This window comes from Dactylosporangium sp. CA-233914 (genome assembly GCF_050942935.1).
In the GTDB taxonomy this organism is placed as follows: domain Bacteria; phylum Actinomycetota; class Actinomycetes; order Mycobacteriales; family Micromonosporaceae; genus Dactylosporangium.
This window is the reverse complement of record NZ_CP192030.1, coordinates 10,125,714-10,150,001: the sequence shown is the minus strand read 5'-3', so window position 1 is coordinate 10,150,001 and position 24,288 is coordinate 10,125,714. Positions and strand designations below refer to the sequence as shown.

General features: G+C 71.4%; 17 protein-coding genes, 2 rRNA genes and 2 pseudogenes. 16 read left to right on the top strand and 5 right to left on the bottom strand.

Going from position 1 to position 24,288, the window contains the following annotated elements; all coding sequences use genetic code 11:
- Window positions 1-148: 148 nt before the first annotated feature.
- The 4 genes from ACQPY0_RS44890 (at window position 149) to ACQPY0_RS44875 (ending at window position 7,658) form a co-directional block, all read left to right on the top strand.
- Window positions 149-3,255 (top strand): 23S ribosomal RNA (locus tag ACQPY0_RS44890).
- Window positions 3,256-3,358: 103 nt separating this feature from the next.
- A 5S ribosomal RNA gene (gene rrf / locus ACQPY0_RS44885) occupies window positions 3,359-3,475 on the top strand.
- 2,003 nt (window positions 3,476-5,478) lie between these two features.
- Window positions 5,479-6,663: a hypothetical protein gene (locus ACQPY0_RS44880; RefSeq protein WP_432975226.1), complete on the top strand. Its 1,185-nt coding sequence runs from the start codon at window positions 5,479-5,481 to the stop codon at window positions 6,661-6,663.
- Entirely contained in the window at window positions 6,660-7,658 is a 999-nt protein-coding gene (locus ACQPY0_RS44875; RefSeq protein ID WP_432975223.1) for an HAD-IIA family hydrolase, read from the top strand. Before ACQPY0_RS44880 ends, ACQPY0_RS44875 begins: the two co-directional genes overlap by 4 nt.
- A 1-nt stretch (window position 7,659) precedes the next feature.
- Here the strand turns inward: ACQPY0_RS44875 and ACQPY0_RS44870 are convergent, their stop codons facing one another.
- A complete protein-coding gene (locus ACQPY0_RS44870) occupies window positions 7,660-7,998 on the bottom strand; it encodes an SCP2 sterol-binding domain-containing protein (protein WP_432975220.1) in 339 nt (112 codons plus the stop codon).
- Between the two features lie 112 nt (window positions 7,999-8,110).
- Here ACQPY0_RS44870 and ACQPY0_RS44865 point away from each other — a divergent pair, with 112 nt between their 5' ends.
- The 6 genes and pseudogenes from ACQPY0_RS44865 to ACQPY0_RS44840 form a co-directional block, all read left to right on the top strand.
- Window positions 8,111-8,680, top strand: coding sequence for a phasin family protein (locus tag ACQPY0_RS44865; RefSeq protein WP_432975217.1), 570 nt, complete (start codon window positions 8,111-8,113; stop codon window positions 8,678-8,680).
- Window positions 8,677-8,871: a hypothetical protein gene (locus tag ACQPY0_RS44860; protein ID WP_432975214.1), complete on the top strand. Its 195-nt coding sequence runs from the start codon at window positions 8,677-8,679 to the stop codon at window positions 8,869-8,871. The genes ACQPY0_RS44865 and ACQPY0_RS44860 overlap by 4 nt, the downstream gene beginning before the upstream one ends.
- A 22-nt stretch (window positions 8,872-8,893) precedes the next feature.
- A complete protein-coding gene (locus ACQPY0_RS44855) occupies window positions 8,894-9,694 on the top strand; it encodes a TlyA family RNA methyltransferase (protein ID WP_432975211.1) in 801 nt (266 codons plus the stop codon).
- Between the two features lie 172 nt (window positions 9,695-9,866).
- Entirely contained in the window at window positions 9,867-10,760 is an 894-nt protein-coding gene (locus ACQPY0_RS44850) for an NAD kinase (protein ID WP_432975208.1), read from the top strand.
- A gap of 71 nt (window positions 10,761-10,831) precedes the next feature.
- Window positions 10,832-12,589 carry a DNA repair protein RecN gene (gene recN, locus ACQPY0_RS44845; protein WP_432975205.1) on the top strand — a complete coding sequence of 586 codons (1,758 nt, stop codon included), beginning with the start codon at window positions 10,832-10,834 and terminating at the stop codon, window positions 12,587-12,589.
- A gap of 58 nt (window positions 12,590-12,647) precedes the next feature.
- Window positions 12,648-13,025 (top strand): annotated as a pseudogene (locus ACQPY0_RS44840) (DedA family protein); the annotation flags it as partial.
- Window positions 13,026-13,187: 162 nt separating this feature from the next.
- Here ACQPY0_RS44840 and ACQPY0_RS44835 read toward each other — a convergent pair.
- Window positions 13,188-13,406 carry a PASTA domain-containing protein gene (locus ACQPY0_RS44835; RefSeq protein WP_432975202.1) on the bottom strand — a complete coding sequence of 73 codons (219 nt, stop codon included), beginning with the start codon at window positions 13,404-13,406 and terminating at the stop codon, window positions 13,188-13,190.
- A gap of 207 nt (window positions 13,407-13,613) precedes the next feature.
- Between ACQPY0_RS44835 and steA the strand changes: the two genes are divergently transcribed.
- The 6 genes and pseudogenes from steA to ACQPY0_RS44805 all read left to right on the top strand — a co-directional run bounded on the left by steA (window position 13,614) and on the right by ACQPY0_RS44805 (window position 21,400).
- Window positions 13,614-14,786, top strand: a complete 1,173-nt coding sequence (gene steA, locus ACQPY0_RS44830; RefSeq protein ID WP_432975199.1) for a putative cytokinetic ring protein SteA — start codon at window positions 13,614-13,616, stop codon at window positions 14,784-14,786.
- Between the two features lie 13 nt (window positions 14,787-14,799).
- A complete protein-coding gene (locus ACQPY0_RS44825; protein WP_432975196.1) occupies window positions 14,800-15,747 on the top strand; it encodes a copper transporter in 948 nt (315 codons plus the stop codon).
- Window positions 15,737-16,519 (top strand): annotated as a pseudogene (locus tag ACQPY0_RS44820) (hypothetical protein); the annotation flags it as partial. The gene ACQPY0_RS44825 and the pseudogene ACQPY0_RS44820, both read left to right, overlap by 11 nt.
- Before the next feature lie 65 nt (window positions 16,520-16,584).
- The gene (gene murJ / locus ACQPY0_RS44815) at window positions 16,585-18,150 is read left to right on the top strand and encodes a murein biosynthesis integral membrane protein MurJ (protein ID WP_432975193.1); all 1,566 of its coding nucleotides are present in this window, start codon (window positions 16,585-16,587) and stop codon (window positions 18,148-18,150) included.
- 62 nt (window positions 18,151-18,212) lie between these two features.
- Window positions 18,213-19,271, top strand: coding sequence for a glycosyltransferase family 4 protein (locus ACQPY0_RS44810; RefSeq protein WP_432995618.1), 1,059 nt, complete (start codon window positions 18,213-18,215; stop codon window positions 19,269-19,271).
- Window positions 19,271-21,400 carry a hypothetical protein gene (locus tag ACQPY0_RS44805; protein ID WP_432975190.1) on the top strand — a complete coding sequence of 710 codons (2,130 nt, stop codon included), beginning with the start codon at window positions 19,271-19,273 and terminating at the stop codon, window positions 21,398-21,400. Before ACQPY0_RS44810 ends, ACQPY0_RS44805 begins: the two co-directional genes overlap by 1 nt.
- A gap of 116 nt (window positions 21,401-21,516) precedes the next feature.
- Here ACQPY0_RS44805 and paaI read toward each other — a convergent pair whose 3' ends face one another.
- From paaI to ACQPY0_RS44790, 3 genes are read right to left on the bottom strand one after another with little or no spacing between them, the layout of a single operon-like run.
- Window positions 21,517-21,960, bottom strand: a complete 444-nt coding sequence (paaI, locus tag ACQPY0_RS44800) for a hydroxyphenylacetyl-CoA thioesterase PaaI (protein WP_432975187.1) — start codon at window positions 21,958-21,960, stop codon at window positions 21,517-21,519.
- Window positions 21,957-22,544, bottom strand: coding sequence for an NUDIX domain-containing protein (locus ACQPY0_RS44795; protein ID WP_432975184.1), 588 nt, complete (start codon window positions 22,542-22,544; stop codon window positions 21,957-21,959). The genes paaI and ACQPY0_RS44795 overlap by 4 nt, the downstream gene beginning before the upstream one ends.
- A complete protein-coding gene (locus ACQPY0_RS44790; protein WP_432975181.1) occupies window positions 22,541-24,244 on the bottom strand; it encodes a CTP synthase in 1,704 nt (567 codons plus the stop codon). Before ACQPY0_RS44790 ends, ACQPY0_RS44795 begins: the two co-directional genes overlap by 4 nt.
- Between the last annotated feature and the right edge of the window lie 44 nt (window positions 24,245-24,288).

Here is a 24,288-nt window from a genome sequence, read left to right as displayed (position 1 = left end):
GAAACAACCAACGGTTTGTTTCGGACGTGAATCCAGGCCGGCGGCCAAAACCGGGCACGGAGTGTGCTGAGGTTGGTTCGCGGATACGGTTTGGGTTTGGTGTTGGTTGAGAATTGCACAGTGGATGCGAGCATCTTTATTGCTTTGTGGTCAAGTTGCTGAGGGCGTACGGTGGATGCCTTGGCACCAGGAGCCGATGAAGGACGTGGGAGGCCGCGATAGGCCTGGGGGAGCTGTCAACCGAGCTGTGATCCCAGGGTGTCCGAATGGGGGAACCCGGCACCAGTCATGTGGTGTCACTCCTGCCTGAATACATAGGGCAGGTAGAGGGAACGCGGGGAAGTGAAACATCTCAGTACCCGCAGGAAGAGAAAACAATAGTGATTCCGTGAGTAGTGGCGAGCGAAAGCGGATGAGGCTAAACCAGGCATGTGTGATACTCGGCAGGGGTTGCATGTTTGGGGTTGTGGGGCGTGTCTTGTCTGGTCTGCCGGCTGGGCGCACAGTGAGAAAACCGAGGGTTAGTCGAAGTTCGCTGGAAAGCGGCACCGTAGACGGTGAGAGTCCGGTAGGCGAAAATGTTCGGTCTGTGTTGGCGTGTTCCCGAGTAGCGGCGGACTCCTGTAATCTGCCGTGAATCTGCCAGGACCACCTGGTAAGCCTAAATACTCCCTGGTGACCGATAGCGGACGAGTACCGTGAGGGAAAGGTGAAAAGTACCCCGGGAGGGGAGTGAAATAGTACCTGAAACCGTGCGCCTACAATCCGTCGGAGCGTCCCGCCTTTGGGCGGGGGTGACGGCGTGCCTTTTGAAGAATGAGCCTGCGAGTTAGTGATACGTGGCGAGGTTAACCCGTGTGGGGGAGCCGTAGCGAAAGCGAGTCTGAATAGGGCGTCAGAGTCGCGTGTCCTAGACCCGAAGCGGAGTGATCTAGCCATGGGCAGGCTGAAGCGCGGGTAAGACCGTGTGGAGGGCCGAACCCACCAACGTTGAAAAGTTGGGGGATGATCTGTGGTTAGGGGTGAAAGGCCAATCAAACTCCGTGATAGCTGGTTCTCCCCGAAATGCATTTAGGTGCAGCGTCACGTGTTTCTTGCCGGAGGTAGAGCACTGGATGGCCTAGGGGGCCTACAAGCTTACTGAAGTCAACCAAACTCCGAATGCCGGTAAGTGAGAGCGTGGCAGTGAGACTGCGGGGGATAAGCTTCGTAGTCGAGAGGGAAACAGCCCAGATCACCAGCTAAGGCCCCTAAGCGTGTGCTAAGTGGTAAAGGATGTGGGGTCGCATAGACAACCAGGAGGTTGGCTTAGAAGCAGCCACCCTTGAAAGAGTGCGTAATAGCTCACTGGTCAAGTGGTTCCGCGCCGACAATGTAGCGGGGCTCAAGCACACCGCCGAAGCTGTGGCATTCACACGTATACTAGGCTTTTGTGGTCCAGGTGTGTGGATGGGTAGGGGAGCGTCGTGTCACCGGTGAAGCGGCGGAGTGATCCAGCCGTGGAGGTGACGCGAGTGAGAATGCAGGCATGAGTAGCGAAAGCAGGGTGAGAAACCCTGCCGCCGGATGACCAAGGGTTCCAGGGCCAGGCTAATCCGCCCTGGGTGAGTCGGGGCCTAAGGCGAGGCCGAGAGGCGTAGTCGATGGACAACGGGTTGATATTCCCGTACCCGCGTAGAAGCGTCCATGCTGAACCTGCTTGTACTAACTTCACAATGGTCTGAACCTTTCGGGGGGATGGCTGGCGTTTAGGAACTCGGGTGGTAGTAGGCAAGCGATGGGGTGACGCAGGAGGGTAGCTGGACCCGGCCGGTGGTTGTGCCGGGGCAAGCGTGTAGCCCGTGCTGTAGGCAAATCCGCAGCACATGTGGGTGAGGCGTGAAGCGGAGCCGTTCAGGTGAAGCCAGTGATCCCATGCTGCCGAGAAAAGCCTCTAGCGAGTTTCGAGCGGCCCGTACCCCAAACCGACACAGGTGGTCAGGTAGAGAATACCGAGGCGATCGGGCGAACTGTGGTTAAGGAACTCGGCAAATTGCCCCCGTAACTTCGGGAGAAGGGGGGCCACCGATGGTGAGACCACGTGCTGGTGGAGCGGTTGGTGGCCGCAGAGACCAGGGGGAAGCGACTGTTTACTAAAAACACAGGTCCATGCTAAGTCGTAAGACGACGTATATGGACTGACGCCTGCCCGGTGCTGGAACGTTAAGGGGACCTGTTAGTCTTTCGGGGCGAAGCGGAGAACTTAAGCGCCAGTAAACGGCGGTGGTAACTATAACCATCCTAAGGTAGCGAAATTCCTTGTCGGGTAAGTTCCGACCTGCACGAATGGCGTAACGACTTCCCCACTGTCTCAACCACAGGCCCGGCGAAATTGCACTACGAGTAAAGATGCTCGTTACGCGCGGCAGGACGGAAAGACCCCGGGACCTTCACTATAGCTTGACATTGGTACTCGAATTCGATTGTGTAGGATAGGTGGGAGCCGGTGAAGTCCTCACGCCAGTGGGGGTGGAGGCAAGCTTGAAATACCACTCTGTTGGATTTGGGTATCTAACCTTGGGCCGTGAGCCGGTTCAGGGACAGTGTCTGGTGGGTAGTTTAACTGGGGCGGTTGCCTCCTAAAATGTAACGGAGGCGCCCAAAGGTTCCCTCAGCCTGGTTGGCAATCAGGTGTTGAGTGCAAGTGCACAAGGGGGCTTGACTGTGAGACTGACAGGTCGAGCAGGGACGAAAGTCGGGACTAGTGATCCGGCACTGGCAGGTGGAAGCGGTGTCGCTCAACGGATAAAAGGTACCCCGGGGATAACAGGCTGATCTTCCCCAAGAGTCCATATCGACGGGATGGTTTGGCACCTCGATGTCGGCTCGTCGCATCCTGGGGCTGGAGTAGGTCCCAAGGGTTGGGCTGTTCGCCCATTAAAGCGGTACGCGAGCTGGGTTTAGAACGTCGTGAGACAGTTCGGTCCCTATCCGCCGCGCGCGTAGGATACTTGAGAAGGGCTGTCCCTAGTACGAGAGGACCGGGACGGACGAACCTCTGGTGTGCCAGTTGTTCTGCCAAGAGCACGGCTGGTTGGCTACGTTCGGAAGGGATAACCGCTGAAAGCATCTAAGCGGGAAGCTCGCTTCGAGATGAGGTATCCCACCCCTTGAGGGTTAAGGCCCCCAGCGAGACCACTGGGTTGATAGGCCGGAAGTGGAAGCCTGGTAACAGGTTTGAGCTGACCGGTACTAATAGGCCGAGGACTTGACCTACATTCGAGTTTTGAAGATGTTTGCATCCACTGTGTGATTCTGAACCAACACCGAACGCACCCCCAAAAACTAGGGGTGTGCGGGGTTGACAGGTTCATAGTGTTACGGCGGCCATAGCGGAGGGGAAACGCCCGGTCCCATTCCGAACCCGGAAGCTAAGCCCTCCAGCGCCGATGGTACTGCACCCGAGAGAGTGTGGGAGAGTAGGACGCCGCCGGACAAACTTTCGATCAAGGGCCGCCCCAGTGGGCGGCCCTTGAGTCGTTTGCCGGGGCGAACGCATGCGGCGTACCCCGGTCGGGAAGGATGAAAGTCGTGAACGCGATGCCACACGACGGCGATGGTCAGGACGGGGCGCGACGGCCGCGTCGGGAAGACGGGCCGGGGCGCGATGACCGGTCGCGCGGGGAGGACCGCGGGGATCGGTCGCGCGGGAACTTCCGCGGCGACCGCGAGCGTGGGGATTTCCGGGGTGATCGGCCGCGGGGCAACTTCCGGGACCGCGACGGCGGGCCGCGCCAGGACCGGGCGGACCGCGGTGAGCGCGGCGGGGCCGGCGGCTACCGGGGTGGAACTTCGGGTGGTCCGCGGGACCGTGACGGGGCTCCCCGTGGGGATCGGCCCTTCCGGGACCGGGACGGCGGGCCTCGTGGCGAGCGTTCCTCAGGCTTCCGGGACCGTGATGGTGGCGCCCGCGGAGATCGGCCGTTCCGGGATCGGGATGGCGGGCCTCGGGGTGACCGGCCGTCCGGGTCGCGGGATCGGGACGGCGGACCACGTGGGGATCGGCCGTCCGGCTTCCGGGACCGCGATGGTGGCTCCCGTGGGGATCGGCCGTCCGGGTTCCGTGGGGACCGGGATGGCGGGCCTCGTGGTGACCGGCCGTCCGGCTTCCGGGACCGCGATGGCGGGTCCCGCGGGGAGCGAGGCAGCGGTGGGTTCCGGGATCGGGACTCTGGTGGGTACCGGGGCGATCGTGACGGTGGGTTCCGTGGGGATCGGCCGTTCCGGGATCGGGACGGTGCGCCCCGGGGTGACCGGCCGTCCGGGTTCCGCGACCGCGATGGCGGGCCTCGTGGTGACCGGCCGTCCGGATTCCGCGACCGGGACGGCGGACCGCGCGGTGACCGGCCGTCCGGGTTCCGTGGGGACCGGGACGGTGGGCCTCGTGGTGACCGGCCGTCCGGATTCCGCGACCGGGACGGCGGACCGCGCGGTGACCGGCCGTCCGGGTTCCGTGGGGACCGGGACGGTGGGCCTCGTGGTGACCGGCCGTCCGGGTTCCGGGATCGGGATGGTGGCGCCCGTGGGGATCGGCCGTTCCGGGATCGGGATGGCGGGCCTCGTGGGGATCGGCCGTCCGGGTTCCGCGGGGACCGCGATGGTGCGCCTCGGGGTGACCGGCCCTCGGGCTTCCGGGGCCGCGATGGTGGCGCCCGTGGTGATCGGCCGTTCCGGGATCGGGATGGCGGGCCTCGTGGAGATCGGCCGTCCGGATTCCGTGGGGATCGGGACGGTGGGCCTCGGGGTGAGCGTGACGGTGGGTTCCGCGGCGATCGATCCGGTGGGTTCCGGGATCGGGACTCCGGTGGGTACCGGGGGTCGCGTGACGGTGGGTACCGTGGCGACCGCGATGGCGGGCCTCGGGGTGACCGGCCGTCTGGCTTCCGGGATCGCGATGGCGGGTCTCGTGGGGATCGGCCGTCCGGGTTCCGTGGGGACCGGGACGGTGCGCCTCGGGGTGACCGGCCGTCCGGCTTCCGGGATCGCGATGGCGGGCCTCGCGGCGAGCGGTCGTCCGGCTTCCGGGACCGGGATGGTGGGCCTCGGGGAGAGCGGGACGGTGGGTTCCGTGGCGAGCGGCCGTTCCGGGATCGCGATGGTGGGTCTCGTGGGGATCGGCCGTCCGGGTTCCGTGGGGACCGGGAACGTGACGGTGGGTTCCGCGGCGGGGATCGGGAGTCCGGATTCCGTGGAGAGCGGGGCGGCGGCTACCGGGACCGGGATCGCGGGGGGAATCGGGCCGGGTTCGGGGATCGTGATCGGGACTCGCGCGGTGGGGGGTTCCGGGATCGGGACTCCGGTGGGCGCGGGGCCGGGTTCCAGCGGGCCGAGGGGCTGCGGCGCAGCGACGCCGGCGGGTATCGGCCGCGGAGCAGCGACCCCGGGTTCGTCAGCAGTGACGTTGAGGGCGAGGAGGGCGTCAGCCGGGTCGCCGATCCGGTGCTCGCCGACGACATCGACCCGTCGGAGCTGGATCGGGAGGTTCGCGCCGAGCTGAGCTCCCTTGCGCGGCCCGTGGCCGAGGAGGTGGCTCGGCGGCTCGTCGCGGCCGGGCAGCTCATTGACGACGACCCGGAGCTGGCGCTTGCGCATGCGCTCGTGGCCCGGCGTAAGGCGTCTCGGATCGCGGTGGTACGGGAGGCCGCCGGGATTGCGGCGTATCACGCGGGCGAGTGGCAGACGGCGCTGGGGGAGCTGCGGACGTACCACCGGATGACCGGGAAACAGACGCACATCGCGGTGATCGCGGACTGCGAGCGGGCGCTCGAACGGCCGGAGAAGGCGATCGATCTCTTCCGGACCGCTGATCGGGAGAAGCTCTCCGCCGAGGAGATCGTCGAGCTGCTCATCGTCGCGGCGGGGGCGCGTGGGGATCTGGGGCAGCATGACGCCGCGGTGGCGATGCTGCAGGTTCGGGAGCTCACGTCGGCGCCGGACGCGCCCTGGGCGGCCCGTCTGCGGTACGCGTATGCCGACGCGCTGCTGCGGGCCGGGCGCCGGGAGGAGGCCCGGGAGTGGTTCGCGCGGGCCGCGGACCTCGACGAGGACCTGCGTACGGACGCGGCGGAGCGGCTGCTCGAACTCGACGGGATCGTCCTCGACGGGGACACGGACGACGAGGACGAGGACGACGAGCGCGAGGGCGACTACGACGACGAGGACGATGACGACGACGTAGACGACGACGAAGACATCGACGATGACGACGACGTAGACGATGACGTAGACGACGACGAAGACGACGATCTCGACGAGGACTCGGACGACTACGACGACGAAGACGACTATGACGACGACGAGGATGATGACGACCTCGGCGACGACGAGGACGACTACGACGACGAGCCTGACGGGGCTTATGACGACCGCGACGACGACTCCGAGGACGACGACGAGCCTGATGGGGCTCATGACGACCGCGACGACGACTCCGAGGACGACGACGAGCCCGACGGGGACTACGACGAGCGGGGCGAAGGGGCCGAGGACGACGACGAGGACCGGCCGCGGGACGTGGCCGCGGACGACGAGGTCGACTCGGATCACGACGACGCGCCGGTGAGCGCTCAGGGCACCGGGGGCGCGGCCCAGGACGATGACAAGGACGGGAAGGGCCGGGCGTGAGCGCGGCTGGTGGCGCCGGTGATCTGGTCGGTCAGTACGACCTGGTGATCTTCGATCTCGACGGGGTGCTGTACCTCGTCGACCAGGTCATCCCGGGCGCGGCCGAGGCGTGCGCGAAGTTGCGTGAGCGGGGGATTCCCAGCGCGTACGCGACGAACAACGCCTCGCGGCTGCCGGGTGACGTGGCGGCGCTGCTGACGCGCCTCGGCATTCCCGCCGAGGCGCGGGAGGTCGTCACGTCGGCGCACGCGACCGCGCTGCTGATGGCGGAGCGGTTCGAGGCCGGCACCCCGGTGCTGGTCCTGGGGGCGCCGGCGCTGCGCGAGGAGGTCGTCTCGGTGGGGCTGACGCCGGTGACGGAGGCGGAGCAGGCGCGGGTCGTCGTGCAGGGGTACGGGCCGGATGTGCGGATGCGCGATCTCGCCGACGCCGCGGTGGCGATCCGGGGCGGGGCCGCGTGGATCGCGACCAACGCCGACCGGACGCTGCCGTCGCCGCGGGGGCCGGTGCCCGGCAATGGGTCGCTGGTCGCAGCCATGGCCACGGCGCTGGGGCGGCAGCCGGACACGATCGTCGGCAAGCCCGACCCGGTGCTGTTCCTGGAGGCGGCGCGGGAGCGCGGGGCGAAGCGGCCGATCGTCGTCGGGGACCGGCTCGACACGGACATCGAGGGGGCGAATCGCTCGGGGATGGACAGCCTGCTGGTGCTCACCGGGGTGTCCGGCGCCGCCGAGCTGCTCGCGGCCCCGGCCGCGCGGCGGCCCACGTTCGTGGCCGAGGATCTGGGTGGGCTTTTCCAGCCGGCACATGCGGTACTGACGCCGAAATGGCACGTGAACGAGCTGGACGGTCGGTGGGAGCTTTCGGGCGACGGGCGTCGCGCCGACGCGCTCATGGCGCTGTGCCAGCTCGCCTGGGCCGCAGGTGAGGTGCGGCCGATCGCCGCCGCGGGGGAGGCCGCGCAGGCCGCGCTGGACTGGCTGAAGCTCGCCTGAGTCAGAGCAGCTTGCGCAGCTTCAGCAGGTCCATCATCCCGGCGTCGATCTTGATGCGACCGCTGGTCCAGGCCGACATCACGTTGAGCCGGCCGTTGACGAGGGCGACGAGGTCGTCGCCGGTCGAGGTCAGCTTGATCTTGGCGCGCGGGTCGTCGCCGTCGGTGAGACCGGTGATCTGCCCGCCCTCCAGGCGGCCGTGGAAGGCCACGCCGAGGTCGGTGACGCGGCAGGCGAGGGTGCGGTCGAAGTCGAGCTTCTCCCGCGCCTCGGCGGCGTTGGCTGCCAACCGCTCCGCAAGCTTCTGCAGTGCGGCCCGGCACTCGTCAACGGTTGCCATCGTGCGATTCCCCGTCTTTCTGCGGTTCCGTCGTGGAATGTGACGGTACCGTACGGCGTCGCGGCACGCCCGGTAGCGTGATGGTGTACACCACTTGGAGGAGAGACGCAATATGGCGCAGGAAGCATGGCGGGCGTACCTCGAGCTCGCCTATGGCATGACCGAGGCCACCACGAAGAAGGCGACCAAGACGGTCCGGCGCCTGGTCGGCAAGAGCGGCGCGACCGCGGAGCAGCTGCAGACCATGGCCGAGGACCTGCTCAAGGCCGGCTCGGCGAACCGTGACGCGTTGACGAAGCTGGTGCGCTACGAGCTGGACCGCGCGCTCGGCGCCGTCGGCCTGGCCACCGCGGACGAGGTCGCGGCGCTCACGTCGCGCGTGCACGAGCTGGAGGCGCAGCTGAAGGAGGCGACGGTCAACGCCGTCGCGCCGCCGCAGGAGCACGCGCCGCCGGTCGGCGCCGAGGCCATCACGGAGACCCCGGCTCCGGCACCGGTGAAGAGGACCGTGGCGAAGAAGGCGGCGGCTCCGGTGAAGAAGGCGGCGCCGACCACGCCGGCCAAGAAGGTCGCGGCCAAGAAGGCCATCGAGACGGTCGCGGCCGCCTCCGAGGTCGGGCCGGCGTCGGACAGGCTGCCCGTGAAGAAGACCACTCGCGCGCCCCGTAAGAGCGCGTCGTGACGAGCCCCGTCCCTGGTCCGGGCCCCGCGCCGGTGCCCGGACCGCCCGGCGCGGGCGTGCTCGGCCGGGTCGAAGCGGCGGTTGCGGCGCTCGGCGAGGTAGCGTCGCTTCCGCTGCGGCAGCAGGTTTCGGTCTACGCCGATGCCCACCGCACGCTGCAGGAGACGCTGGGCACGATCGAGGAACGCTGAGCTTTCAGGGAGCTGCTGGCAGATGGCGCGCCGGAACCGACTCGACGCCGAGCTGGTGCGGCGTGGGCTGGCCCGCTCCCGGGAGCACGCGGCGGCGTTGATCGAGCAGGGCCGGGTGGAGGTGCGGGGCACCCCCGCGGGCAAGGCCGCGGCCCAGATCGACCCGGCGGACCCGGTGCGGGTGCTGGAGTCGGGCGAGGACGAGTACGTCTCGCGCGGCGGGCACAAGCTCGCCGGGGCGCTGGACGCCTTCGCGGCACTGCCGGTAGCCGGGCGCCGCTGCCTCGACGCGGGCGCCTCCACCGGCGGGTTCACCGACGTGCTGCTGCGCCGGGGCGCGGCCGCGGTCGCCGCCGTCGACGTCGGCTACGGCCAGATCGCCTGGTCGCTGCGGACCGACGAGCGGGTGCTGGTCATCGAGCGGACCAACGTGCGCACGCTGACGCCGGAGCAGATCGGCGGGGTGTGCGAGCTGACGGTGGCCGACCTGTCGTTCATCTCGCTGCGGCTGGTGCTGCCGGCGCTCGCCGCGTGCACGGCCCCGGACGGGGACCTGGTGCCGATGGTGAAGCCGCAGTTCGAGGTCGGCAAGGAGGCGCTGGGTGAGCGCGGTGTCGTGCGCTCGCCGCGGCTGCGGACCGAGGCGGTGCTTGACGTCGCCGCCGCGGCTGCCAGGATCGGGCTCGGCGTGGCCGGCGTGGCGCGCAGCCCGCTGCCCGGCCCGCAGGGGAACGTGGAGTTCTTCCTGTGGCTGCGCCGGGACGCCCCACCGGTCGACCCGGACGCGGTGGCGCAGGTCGTCGAGGGAGTGGTGGCGCAGTGAGTGGTCCGGAGCGCAGCGGCGCCCGGTCTGGGGCGATCGGCGCGGAGCCTAATCGAGCCAGATTGGGTGTTGGGGCCGCTCACCGTAGGTTCAGTTTCCTCGCGCCGGCGCCGGAGCGTCTGGGACGGTCTCCGCGAAGCGTCATCGAGCCAGACCAGGCGGAGGTTCCGGCGTGAGCGGACGTGAGGCGCTGCTGGTCGCCCACACGGGCAAGGCCAGCAACAACGACCACGCCCGGACGGTGGCGGCGGACCTGCTCGACAACGGGTTCACCGTCCGCGTGCTGGCCGACGAGGCGCCGCAGCTGGACATCCCGCGGGCGGTGCCGGTCAGCGGCGAGGCGGCGGCGGAGGGCGTGGAGATCGTCTTCGCGCTCGGCGGCGACGGGACGCTGCTGCGCGCCGCGGAGCTGGCCCGGCCGGCCAAGGCGCCGCTGCTGGGCATCAACCTCGGCAAGGTCGGGTTCCTCGCCGAGGCCGAGATCGGCGACGTGGACAAGGCGGTCCGGGAGGTCGTCGAGGGGACGTACACGGTCGACGAGCGCCTGACCCTCGACGTCACGGCCGAGCACGCCGGGCGGCTGGTCGGCACCTCGTGGGCGCTCAACGAGGTGACCGTCGAGAAGGGTGCCCGGGAGAAGATGCTGGAGCTGCTCGTCGAGGTGGACGGGCGGCCGTTGTCGCGGTACGGCTGCGACGGCGTGGTGTGTGCCACCCCGACGGGCTCGACGGCCTACGCGTTCTCCGCGGGCGGGCCGGTCGTGTGGCCGGAGCTGGAGGCGTTGCTGCTCGTGCCGATCTCGGCGCACGCGCTGTTCAGCCGCCCGCTGGTGATCGCGCCGTCGTCGACGATCACGGTCAACGTGGAGCCGTTCACCAGCTTCGCGCTGCTGTCGTGCGACGGCCGGCGGGTGATGGACCTCGCGCCCGGTGCCACGGTGACGGTGCGCCGCGGAGCGCTCCCCGTCCGGGTCGTACGCCTGCGTGAGCGGCCGTTCACCGATCGTCTCGTGGCGAAGTTCGGGCTCCCCGTGGAGGGGTGGCGGCACAACAAGCAGCACGGCTGAGGCCACCGCAGGCGCGACATTTCATGCGGCCGAGTGGAGAACTGTCGCACCCCGCGGCTAGTGTTCCTCACGTGCTGGAGGAACTCCGCATTACCGGACTGGGCGTGATCGAAGACGCCACCCTGCCCCTGGGCCCGGGCCTGACCGTCATCACGGGCGAGACCGGCGCGGGCAAGACCATGGTCGTGACGAGCCTCAGCCTGCTCTTCGGCGGACGCGCCGACGCTGGGCGGGTGCGCGCCGACCCGGGCCGCGCCACCGTCGACGGCCGGTTGACGCTGCCCGTCCACGTGCGGGCGGCGGTGGAGAGCCGCATCGCCGAGGCCGGGGCGGAGGTCGACGACGACGGATCGCTGCTGCTGAGCCGCACGCTGACCGCCGAGGGCCGCTCCCGCGCCCACGTCGGCGGCCGCACCGTGCCGGTGTCGCTGCTGTCCGAGGTCGGTGAGCGGATCTTCGCCCTGCACGGCCAGTCCGACCAGCTGCGCCTGCTGCGCCCGGCCGAGCAGCGCGCCGCCCTGGACCGCTACGCGGGCCCGGAGCACGAGAAGCTGCTGGGGCAGTTCGCCGAGCTCTACACGCGCTGGCGGGCCGTCGAGGACGACCTCGCCGACCGGCGGGCCAACGCCCGGCAGCGCAACCAGGAGGCGGAGCTGCTCAGGCTCGGCCTCGACGAGATCAGCCGCGTCGACCCGCAGCCCGGCGAGGACGAGCTGCTGCGCGAGGAGGCGCAGCGGCTGGAGCACGTCGAGGGGCTGCGCTCGGCGGCGCAGCTGGCGCATGTGGCGCTGGCCGGCACCGGCGACGGCGACGACATCGCCGACGTGCTGAGCCTCATCGCGACCGCGCGGCGGACCCTGGAGGCCCAGGCCGAGCTCGACCGGGTCCTGGGCGAGCTGGCCGCCCGCCTCGACGAGGTCGCCACCCTCGCGGGTGACGTCTCCACGGAGCTGGGCACCTATCTGGCGTCGCTGGACGCCGATCCGGGGCGGCTGCAGGAGGTCTACGAGCGGCGGGCCGCGCTGCGGGCGCTCACCCGCAAGTATGCCGAGGACGTCGACGGGGTCGTGGCCTGGGCCGAGCACGCCCGCACCCGGCTCGGGGAGCTCGACAGCTCCGACGAGCTGCTCGAGGAGCTCGACCGGGAGCGGCAGCGGCTGCACGGCGAGGTCGCGGAGCTGGCGGCGGTGCTGTCCGCGGCCCGGCAGGAGGCCGCCGGGCGGTTCGCCGCGGATGTGACCGTGGAGCTGGCCGGCCTGGCGATGCCGCACGCGCGGGTGCAGGTGGTGGTGGTGCCGAAGTCGGCGGGCAACGGGCCGAGCATCCCGACGGCGTCGGGGACGGACAGCGGGGTCGGGCCGGACGGGGCCGACGACATCGAGCTGCGGCTGCTGCCGCACCCGGGCGCGCCGGCGCAGCCGCTGCAGAAGGGCGCCTCCGGTGGTGAGCTGTCCCGGGTGATGCTCGCGATCGAGGTCGTGTTCGCCGGGGTCGGCGGGCCGCCGACGCTGGTGTTCGACGAGGTCGACGCGGGTGTCGGCGGGACGGCGGCGGTGGAGATCGGCAAGCGGCTGGCCCGGCTGGCGCGGGACCACCAGGTCCTGGTGGTGACGCACCTGCCGCAGGTGGCGGCGTTCGCGGACCGGCACCTGGTGGTGGCCAAGGACACCGGCGGGGCGGTCACCACCAGCGGGGTGACCGTCGTGGAGCACACGGATCGGGCCCGGGAGCTGGCGCGGATGCTGGCCGGCCTGCCGGACTCGGACCTGGGGATCGCGCACGCCGAGGAGCTGCTGTCGGTCGCGGACCGGGAGAAGACACGGGGCTAGGTCTTGATGTTGGGGCGGGGGACGCCTCGCGTTTGGATCGTCGCCCTACGTTGAGATCGTGGTCGATGCTGTCGCCGGGTCGCCGTGGGTGCTGCTGGTGGTGTTCGTGGTGGCCGGGCTTGACTCCCTCGTGCCGCTGTCGCCGAGCGAGTCGACGCTGATCACCGTGTCGGTGCTGGCCGGCACGACCGGGGAGCCGAACATCGGGCTGGTCATCCTCGCCGGGGCCTCAGGGGCGTACGCCGGGGACACGGTGTCGTATCACATCGGCACCCGGCTGCAGCGCAAGGCGTCCGGGCTGGCCGCCTACGGCTGGGCGCGGCGCACGCTGAGCTCCCGCGGGGGCCAGGTGCTGGTGTTCGCGCGATACCTGCCGGGCGGGCGGGCCGCGTCCGCGCTGGCCGCCGGGGTGGTCGGATACCCGGCGGGGCGCTTCGCGGCGTGGACGGCGCTCGGGGTGAGCCTGTGGGCGACGATGGCCGGGCTCATCGGGTACGGCTGCGGGCTGTACTTCGACGGCACGCTGTGGAAGGCGTTGGTCGCCGCCTACGCCGGGGCGGGGCTGCTGCTGCTCGTCGCCGAGGTCGTGCGCCGGTTCTCAGCGCCGGCCGACCAGGAGGTTGACCCGGGTGCCGACGGGGGCGACGGTCAGAGCCAGGGTCGACTGCTCCAGGACGATCATGGAGCCGGCCGGTCCGATCTCGCGGATCACCCCGAGTTCGAGTCCGGCGGTGCGTAGCGCGGCGGTCGCCTCGGCCGGGGTCTTGCCGGCGAGGTTCGGCACGCGGGTCAGACGGATCGACGATAGTGTCTCCATTCGGCGACTCCCTCGTGGTGGGACCTGGTGCAGACGTGAGGACGCCCCGGACGTCGTAAATACGCGCACCTGGTGTCGGGTGGGCGACACAGCGTAGGCCCGTTTCGAGTGACCGCGGTCACGCCGAAATGTGAAATGGGGCGTACCACCTGCTCGGGGACATGTCGCACGCGGCTTTCGGCGTCCGTCCATGCCAGGATGGTTGTGATGCGACTTCCAACCTTGCGCCGCACCCGGCCCGCCGAGCCGGGTGTCATCGCCGGCGTCGTGAGGCTCGATCGGCGGACGAAGCGCCTGGTGGGGCGGCTGCGGCCGGGTGACATCGCGGTCATCGACCACGTGGACCTCGACCGAGTGGCGGCCGACTCGCTGGCCGCCTCGGGCGTGGCGGCGGTGCTCAACGCCAAGCCGTCGGTGTCGGGGCGGTATCCGAACCTCGGGCCGGAGGGGCTGATCAAGGCCGGCGTCCCGCTCGTCGACGACCTCGGCGAGGACCTGTTCGACCGGCTGCGCGAGGGCGACTCGGTGCGCGTCGAGGGCGACACCGTGTTTCTCGGCGAGGAGGCCGTCGCCAAGGGCGTGCGGCAGGACGCCGACACCGTCGCCGAGTCGATGGCCGACGCCCGCGAGGGGTTGTCGGTGCAGCTGGAGGCGTTCGCCGCCAACACGATGGAGTACCTCAAGCAGGAGCGCGCCCTGCTGCTCGACGGCGTCGGCGTGCCCGAGGTGCAGACCCAGATCGCCGGGCGGCACTGCCTGATCGTGGTGCGCGGCTACGACTACAAGGCCGACATCGATGTGCTGCGGCCCTACATCCGGGAGTACAAGCCCGTCCTCATCGGCGTCGACGGCGGCGCGGACGCCCTGGTCGAGGCCGGTTACACCCCGGACATGATCATCGGCGACATGGACTCGGTCAGCGACGACGTGCTGCGCTGCGGCGCCGAGGTCGTCGTGCACGCCTACCCCGACGGCCGCGCGCCGGGCCTGGCCCGGGTGCAGCGCCTCGGCGTCGAGGCGATCACCTTCCCGGCCGCGGCGACCAGCGAGGACATCGCGATGCTGCTGGCCGACGAGAAAGGCGCGTCGCTGCTGGTCGCCGTCGGCACGCACAACACCCTCATCGAGTTCCTCGACAAGGGCCGCGGCGGCATGGCCTCGACGTTCCTGACCCGGCTGAAGCTCGGCGGCAAGCTCGTCGACGCCAAGGGGGTCAGCCGGTTGTACCGCCAGAGCCTGTCGGGCTCCTCACTGGTGCTGCTGCTCGCCTCGGCGATCGCCGCCATGGCCGCCGCGCTCGCGGTGACCACGATCGGCCGGGCGTATCTGAGCGTCATCGCCGAGTGGTGGGACAACCTGATCTTCACGCTGTTCTCCTAGACGGGTCGCACCTGTGATCAATTTCCGGTACCACGTGGTGTCGCTGGCCGCGGTCTTCCTCGCGCTGGCCATCGGCCTCGTCGTCGGCACCGCGGCGGCCAACGGGCCGCTCACCGAGAACCTCAACGACCAGGTCAACACGCTGACCGACGACAAGCAGCAGCTGCGCAACGACCTCGAGCAGACCCGGGCGGAGCTGAAGAAGAACGCCGACTTCGCCACCGAGACCGCCCCGATGCTGCTGGCGAACCGGCTGCTGAACAAGAACGTGCTGCTCATCAAGCTCGACGGCAACGACAGCGGCGACGTGAACACCGCCACCGACGGCGTGGCCACCGTGCTCGGCACCGCCGGCGCGAAGGTCGTCGGCACGGTCACGATCAAGGAGAAGTTCACCGCCCCGACCAACAGCCCGCACCTGCTCGACCTCGCCGAAACCGCGGTACCGGCGGGCATCTCCGGCGCCCTGCCCGGCCAGTCCGACGGCGCGGACACCTCGGCCGCGCTGCTGGCCGCGGTCCTCGTCGGCAAGGCCGGCACGCCGCAGGTCGAGGGCACCCGCACCGTGCTGTCCGCCTACGAGTCCGCCGGCTACATCGGCCTCGACGGCGACTTCAAGGCCCCGGCCGAGGCGGTCGTCATCGTCGCCGGTGCGCCCGCCAGCGGCAAGGACGCCAAGGACCGCAACGCCGCCGTGCTGACCCTGGCCACCCGCTTCGACCTCGCCGGGCGCGTCGTCGTCGCCGGGCTGTCGGCCAACGGGCTGGTCTCCGCGGTGCGCGGCGACACCACCGCCGCCAAGTCCATCTCCACCGTCGACAACGCCGTCACCGCCTACGGGCAGGTCGCGGCGGTCATGGCCCTCGTCGAGCGGTTCGGCGGCAAGTCCGGGCACTACGGCAGCGGCGACGGGGCGACCAGCCTGCTGCCGAAGACGGCGAGCGTGACCAATGGCTCGTAGGTTCATCCTCGGCGCGCTGGCCGGACCGGTCGGCGGTGGCGTCGCCCGCGCGGTGCTGCGCGCCCTGCAGGGCCACCCGCGGCTGGCGCGGACCAACTTCCGCGGCCGGACGGTGTCGCTGGCCGGCGGGCCCGCCCTGGCCGCCGGCGCCACGGCGGGCGCGATCGTGCACCGGCCCGAGCACGCGGCCGCCAGCGCCGTCGCGGGGCTCGGCTCCGGGGCCGTCGGGCTCTACGACGATCTCGTCGGCGGTCGCCCCGAGCACGCGGCGAAGGGCTTCCGCGGGCACCTCGGCGCGCTGCGGGAGGGGCGCGTGACGAGCGGCCTGGTGAAGATCGCCGGGGTCGGCGCGGCCGGGCTCGCCGCCGCCGCGCTGCTGCCCCGCAAGCGCAAGGTGGACGTGCTGCTCGGGGCCGGGGTGATCGCCGGGGCCGCGAACCTGTTCAACCTGTTCGACCTGCGGCCGGGTCGGGCGCTCAAGGCCGGGATCGCCGTCGGTACCCCGCTGGGCGCCTCCGGGCCCCTCGGCGCCTCGAGCGCGCTGCTGCCCGCCGACCTCGACGAGGAGATCATGCTCGGCGACGCCGGGGCGAACGCGCTCGGTGCCCTGCTCGGGGTGGCGTACACGGCGCGGACCGGGACGTTCGGCCGGCTGGCGGCGCTGGCCGGGATCGCGGCGCTGACCGCGGCGAGCGAGAAGGTCAGCTTCACCAAGGTCATCGAGGGCAACCCGGTGCTGAACGCGGTCGACCAGTGGGGCCGCCGCCCGGCCGAGCCGTCTTGTCGGGATGCTGCCCCGCAACCGAAAACCCGTAAACCGTCGCCGTATCCGCGCGGGTGACGAAGGGGCGGATCTTCGGGGCGGCGGTGCTCGTCGCGGGCCTCACGATACTGAGCCGGATTGCCGGATTTGCCCGCATTCTCGTCTTCAACTCGTCGGTCGGCACCACCCAGCTCGGGGACGCGTACCAGGCCGCCAACACCATCCCGAACATCATCTTCGAGCTCGTCGCCGGCGGGGCGCTGGCCAGCCTCGTCGTGCCGCTGCTCGCCGGGCGGGACAAGGCGACGGTCGAGCGGACCGTCGGGGCGCTGCTCACCTGGGTCGTGCTCATCCTCGCGCCGATCGCCGTGCTCGTCGCGGTCCTCGCGCACCCGCTCGTCGCGCTGCTCACCAGCGGCAAGCCCGCGCCCGTCATCGACGCCGGGGCCGACATGCTGCGGGTGTTCGCGCCGCAGCTGCCGCTCTACGGGGTCGGGATCGTGCTGACCGGGGCGCTGCAGATGTATCGCCGCTTCGCCTGGCCCGTCATCGCGCCGCTGCTGTCGAGCCTCACCGTCATGGCCGTCTACATCGCCTTCGGCGTCGTCGCCGGCCGCGGCGTGGCGCTCGCCGACGTCACCGGCGCTCACCTGCTGCTGCTGTCGGGCGGCACCACGCTCGCGGTCGCCGTGCTGTCGCTGTGCCTCGTCGCCCCGGTCGGCCGGCTCGGACTGCGGATCCGGCCCACCGTGCGGCTCGACGTCGGCGCGATCGCGACGCTCAAGCCCCTCGTGGTCGCCGGGATCGTCACCGTCGGCACCCAGCAGCTCGTAATCGGCCTCGCCATCAACCTGGTCAGCTACGGGCAGAGCGACGGCGTCATCGTGGTGTACTCGCTCGCCCAGACGATCTTCCTGCTGCCGTGGGCGGTGCTCGCGGTGCCGGTGGCGACCACGACGTACCCGGCGCTGGCCGAGCGCGGCGCCGCCGGGGACCGGGCCGGGTTCGCCGCCGCGCTCGCACCCGCCGTGCGGGCCGTGATCCTGCTCAGCTGCCTCGGCGCCGCCGCGCTGATCGTGCTCGCCCGGCCCGTGGCGGTGCTGCTGGCGGCCGCCTCCTCGCACCCCCCGGCGGTCGGCCCGCTCGCCGACGGGATCGCCTGGTTCGGGCCGGGGCTGCTCGGGTACGGTGTGTTCGCCCTGCTCTCCCGCGCCCTCTACGCCGGCGGCAACGCCTACCCGGCCGCGCTCGCCACCGCCGCCGGCTGGGGCGCCGCCGCCGTCGCCGCCGTGTCGCTGGCCACCGCGCTGCCGGTCGGGCACCGCGTCGCCGCCGTCGCCGCCGCGAACTCGATCGGCATGCTGGTGCTCGGGGCCGCGCTGCTGGTAGCCGTGCGGCGGCGGGCCGGCGGGGAGGCGCTCGCCGGCGCGGTACGCACGGCATCGGTCTGTGTCGTTGCCGCGGCCGCGGCGACCTTTGCGGGACTGTTCGTGCGGTCGCACCTGACAACCCCGGGTGCGGGCGGGGCCGTCGTGCAGGGCATGCTGTGCGGAGTCGTGGTGGCGATGGTGTTCCTCGCCGGGGCGGCGGTCGCGGACCGCGGGACCCTGCAGCGGCTCATCGGGAGAAGGGACGGGTAGTGGGCGCGCGCATCGCGTTGGTCCTGGCCTCGACCACGGGCGGCACGGGGCGGCACGTCGGCATGCTCGCCGAGGGCCTGGTCGCGCGCGGCCATGAGGTCAGCGTGCACGGGCCCGCGGCGACGGAGGAGCAGTTCGGCTTCACCGCCCGCGGCGCACGGTTCCTGCCCGTGGAGATCCCGGCCAGCCCCCAGCCCAGCGACGTGCTCGCCGTGCGGGCCCTGCGCCGCGGCGTCCGCGACGCCGACGTGATCCACGCCCACAGCCTGCGCGCCGGGTTTGTCGCCGCCCTCGCCCGTCCCGCCGGCATCCCGCTCGTCGTCACCTGGCACAACCTGGTCCTCGCCACCGGCCTGCGGGCCAAGCTTTACCACCCGCTGGAGCGGCGGGTCGCCCGCGCCGCCGACGTGACCCTCGCCGTCTCCAGCGACCTCGTCGCCCGCGTCCAGGAGCTCGGCGGCCGCGACGTGCGCCTGGCCAAGGTGCCGGCGCCGGTGCCGAAGCCGGTCCGGCGCGACGCCGGTCAGATCCGCGCCGAGCTGGGCATCGAGCCCGGCCAGCCGTTCGTCTTCGCCTGCGGCCGGCTGCACCCGCAGAAGGGCTTCGAGACGCTCGTCTCCGCCGCCGCCCGCTGGCGCGACCGCGACCCGGAGCCGTTCACCGCGATCGCCGGGGCCGGCCCGTCGTACATGTCGCTGGCCCAGCGCATCTCCGAGGAGCACGCCCCCGTCCACCTGCTGGGCAACCGCGACGACGTGCCCGACCTGCTCGGCGCGGCCGACCTGGTCGTGGCGACCAGCGTCTGGGAGGGCCAGCCGCTGTTCGTCCAGGAGACGTTGGCAGCAGGTGTACCGCTGGTGTCGACCGCCGTCGGCGGCGTCCCCGAGCTCGTCGGTGACGGCGCGCGGCTCGTCGAGCCGCACGACGTCGACGCGGTGCACGACACGGTCCTGGCCCTCCTCGACGATCCGGTTGCCCGGGCCGAGCTGGCCCGGGCCGGCCGGGAGCGGGCCGCCACCTGGCCGACCGAGCACGACACCGTGGATCAGGCCGAGGCGGTGTACGCGCAGCTGCGCGGCGGGTCTCGCGCGAAGCGCGGCGAGGGGCCGGCGGTGGGCTGATGCGGCACTGGCTGCATCGGTTCCTGCCCGGTCTGCTGGCGCTGGTCGCCGGGCTCCTCGGCGTCGCCGCGCTCATCCCGCGCCCCGCCGCGGCGCCGCCCCAGCCCAGCGCCGACTACGTGCTCGTCGTCGGCGTCGCCGGGCTGCGCTGGGACGACATCAACGCCGCCGACACCCCCGCCATGTGGCAGATGGCGCAGGGCGGCGCGATCGGCGCGCTGTCGGTGCGCTCCGCGCGGCGCATCACCTGCGCCGGCGACGGCTGGCTGACCCTGGGCTCCGGGAACTTCGCCGTGTACACCACCGGCCCCGTCACCTCGACCTGCCCCGACCTGTCCGTGCCGATCAGCCAGGATTCGTCAGCCGGGGCCACCCTGCCCGACCAGGCCGACATCGTCGCCCGCAACCGCGAGCTGCACTGGGGTGCCCAGCCCGGCGCCCTCGCCGAGGGCGTGCGCTGCACCACGGCGATCGGGCCGGGGGCGGCCATCGCCGCGGCCCGCCCCTACGGCCGGGTCGACCGCTACTCCGAGGGCCTCAACGACAACCTGCTCTCCGCCTGCGCCCTGACGCTCATCGACCTCGGCGAGATCGCCGGCGACGACCCCGTGGCCCGCGCCTCCGACGCCCGCAGCGCCGACGCCGCCCTCGCCGGCATTCTCGCGGCCCGCCCCGAGCGCTCCGTCGTGATCCTCGCCGGCCTGTCCGACCTCGACGCGACCAGCCGGCTGCACGTCGCGATCGCGCAGGGCCCCGGCTTCACGGGCGGCTGGCTCACCTCGCCGTCGACGTCGCGGCCCGGGTACGTCCAGGTCGTCGACCTCGCCCCGACCGCCCTGGCCGCCCTGGACCGGCCGATGCCCGGCCGGCTCTTCGCCGGCGGCGCCGCGTCCACCAGCGGCAGCGGCCGCCCCGCCGACGTCACCGCGGCCGTGAGCCGGCTCGCCGACGCCGACCGCGAGGCGAGCGTCCAGCGCCGGGTCGGCACCAACTTCTTCACCACCCTCGTCGTCGCCGAGCTGCTGCTCTTCGTGGGCGTCGTGCCGCTGCTGCGGCGGGCCCGCCGCCCCGCCGGGCCGCTCACCCACCGCCCGGTGCCCCGCCCGGTCGTCCGCGCCGCCGAGCTGCTGCTCATCGCCGCGTCCCTCGCCCTGCCCGCGGCCCTCGTCGCCGACCTGGTGCCGTGGTGGCGCTGGTCCCGGCCGGGCCTGGTCTTCGGCGGCATCACCCTGGCCGTTCTGGCCGTGGCGACGTTCGTGATCGCGTACCTCACCCGGCGCAGCCGCGCGATCGCGCCGCTGGGCGGGGTCGCGGCGATCGCCGCCCTCGCCGTCGCCTTCGACGTGCTGACCGGCTCGCGGCTGCAGCTCAACGGCGTCGCCGGCTACTCGACGGTCGTCGGCGGCCGCTACGCCGGCGTCGGCGTGATCGGCCTGGGCCTGCTGGTCGCCGGCGTCCTGGTCGGCGGCGCCGCGCTCGCGCAGCGCTTCGAGCGCCGCTGGCGCCCCTTCGTCATGGCCGTGATCGGCGCCGTCGGCATGGTCGTCATCGGCAGCCAGTATCTCGGCGCCGACGCCTCCGGCGCGGTCGCGCTCACCGCCGGCGTCTGCGTGGCCGCGGCGATGGCGGTCGGCGGCTGGCTCACCATCACCCGGCTGCTGTGGGCGGCGGGGGCGGCGCTCTTCGTCTCGTCCGGCTTCGCGGTCCTGGACCTGTTCCGGCCGGAGGAGCAGCGCAGCAGCGTGGGCCGCATGCTCGTGCGCACCCGGGAGGGCACGGCCGGCTTCATCGCGCGCCGCATCGCCGAGGCCGACGTGGTGACGACGGTGACCAGCCCGCTGACGGTGCTGGTGCTGGGCTGCGTCGTCTACGCCACGTTCGTCCTGCTGCGCGACTGGGGCGGCCTGCGCCGGCTGCTGGGGGTGTTCCCGCCGGTGCGCGCCGCCCTGTCCGGCCTGGTGGTGGCGTGCCTGCTGGCCGGTGTCGTGGAGGGCGTGTCGTTCAACGTGCTCGGCGCGGCGCTGGCGACGGCCCTGCCGCTGGTGGTGCTGTCGTGCCTGCGGGTGCGGGAGCACGCCGACGACCGCACTCCGGCCCCTCGGGTGCCGGAGGAGGCCCTGGAATCGTAGCCGCGACTGTGTGGCTGCGGATCTCGGCGGTGCGGCGTTCCGCTTGATCACACCGTATCACACGTGCAAAAGTTCGATCTTTGAATATTGCTGTCCGTGACCATCGCGTCGCCATGCTACCGCCCGAGGATCGGGGTGTCCAAACTGCGGGAGCGGCCCCGGAACTCGGCCAGGACCACGCCGTCGGCGCGGGTCACCGTCACGTCGTAGAGGCCGGAGCGGCCACGGCGGGAGCGCTCCACCGCCGTGGCCGTCAGCGTGTCGCCCGCCCGGGCCGGTTCCAGGAAGGTCACGTCCGCGCCGGCGGCCACCGTCACGCGGCCGTACGTGTTGCAGGCGAACGCGAACGCGGTGTCGGCCAGCAGAAAAACGTAACCGCCGTGGCCGATCGCGTGGCCGTTGAGCATCTGCGCGGTCACCGTCATCGTCGCGGTGGCCCGGCCCGGGCTCACGTGCGAGATCGTGATGCCCAGCGACCTCGAGGCGGTGTCGGCGGCGTACATCGCCTCCGCGCAGGCCTCGGCCAGGTCCTGCGCCTGTGCCGAGGCCTGGGCGGTCATACGGCGTCGGCGGCCGGGCGGAGGTTCTTCCAGTCGCGGGCCTTGGACTGGGCGGTGGCGAGCACCCCGATGACGCCGGCGGCGTTGGTGATCTCGCCGGACAGGGCCATCGTCACCGCCTCGTCGAGGGCGACCCAGTGCAGCTCCAGCTCGGCCTCCTCGTGGGTGCGCTCGTGGCGGTCCTCCTGCGGTACTGACGCGATCTCCCGGGCCAGGAACAGCCTGATCTTCTCGTTGGAGCAGCCCGGCGTGGTGTGGACCTCGGCCAGCAGGTCCCAGCGGGCCGCGACCAGGTCCACCTCCTCGGCGAGCTCCCGGGCGGCCGCGTCGACCAGCGACTCGCCCGGCACGTCGATCAGGCCGGCCGGCAGCTCCCACAGGACCTGGCGGACGGCGGGGCGGTACTGCCGCACGAGCGCTATCCGCTCGTCGGCGTCCAGGGCCACCACGCCGACCGCCCCGACGTGGACCAGGTAGTCGCGGTCGACGACCTCGCCGCCGGGCATCTCGATCTCGTCGGTGACGACCGAGAAGACGCGATTGCGCAGGCGCTCCGTGTGGGAGCGCACGTCGTAGGTCGTCACGCGTCCACCGTCTCGAGCTCGACCGGCAGGCGGTCGGCCGCGTTGTAGGCGACCGCGGCGCCGACGAACGCGGCGAACAGCGGGTGGGCCCTCGTCGGGCGGCTCTTGAGCTCGGGGTGGGCCTGGGTGGCGACGAAGAACGGGTGCAGCTCGCGGTCGAGCTCGACGAACTCGACCAGGCGGCCGTCCGGGGAGGTGCCGGAGATGCGCAGGCCGGCGGCGGTCATCGCCTCGCGGTAGGCGTTGTTGACCTCGTAGCGGTGACGGTGGCGCTCGGAGACCTCGCTCGTGCCGTACGCGTCGGCGGTCAGCGTCCCGGGGGTCAGCACGGCCGGGTAGGCGCCAAGCCGCATGGTGCCGCCGAGGTCGCCCTTGCCGGCGACGATGTCGTGCTGGTCGGCCATCGTGGAGATGACCGGCTCGCTCGCGTCGGGGTCGAACTCCAGGGAGTTGGCGCCGGGGATGCCGGCGACGTGGCGCAGGACCTCGATGGTCATGCACTGCAGGCCGAGGCACAGGCCGAGGGTGGGGATGCCCCGCTCGCGGGTGTACTGCGCGGCGCCGATCTTGCCCTCGATGCCCCGCACGCCGAAGCCGCCGGGGATGATGACGCCGTCGACGCCGGTCAGGGCCTGGGCCGCCCCGGCGGGGGTGGTGCACGCGTCGCTGGGGACCCAGCGGATCTCGACGCGGGCGCGGTGGGCGAAGCCGGCGGCGCGCACGGCCTCGGTGACCGACAGGTAGGCGTCGGGCAGGTCGACGTACTTGCCGACGATCGCCACCGTCACCGTCTGGCGCGGGTGGTGCACGCGGTCGAGCAGGTCGTCCCACTTCTTCCAGGCCACGTCGCGGAAGGAGAGCCCCAGGCGGCGTACGACGTAGGCGTCGAGGCCCTCCTCGTGCAGCACGCGCGGGATGTCGTAGATCGAGGGCGCGTCGGGGGCGGAGACGACCGCCTCGGCGTCGACGTCGCAGTACAGCGCGAGCTTGTTCTTGGTCTTGTCCGGAATCTCCCGGTCGGAGCGGCAGACCAGGGCGTCGGGCTGGATGCCGATGCTGCGCAGCGCCGCGACCGAGTGCTGCGTCGGCTTCGTCTTCAGCTCGCCGCTCGGTGCGAGGTAGGGCACCAGCGACACGTGCAGGAAGAAACAGTTGTCCCGGCCGATGTCGTGGCGGACCTGGCGGATCGCCTCCAGGAACGGCAGCGACTCGATGTCGCCGACGGTGCCGCCGACCTCGGTGATCACCACGTCGGGCGCCAGGCCGTCGGCGCCGGGGGCCGACATCGCGCGGATGCGGGCCTTGATCTCGTTGGTGACGTGCGGGATGACCTGGACGGTGTCGCCGAGATACTCCCCGCGCCGCTCCTTGGCGATGACCGCGGAGTAGATCTGGCCCGTGGTCACGTTCGCGTTGCGTGACAGATCCTGGTCCAGGAACCGCTCGTAGTGGCCGATGTCGAGGTCGGTCTCCGCACCGTCTTCGGTGACGAACACCTCACCGTGCTGGAACGGGTTCATGGTGCCGGGGTCGACGTTGAGGTAGGGGTCGAGCTTCTGCATGACGACCCGCAGCCCGCGGGCACTGAGCAGGCTGCCCAGGCTCGAGCCCGTGAGGCCCTTACCGAGTGAGGAGGCGACGCCCCCGGTGACGAAGATGTGCTTAGCCTGTCGGCTGGCACCGGTCCGTGCTGAAGACAAAGCCTGCTCCCGTGGGGTCTGTCACGCTGCCGAGTCAGCGATCC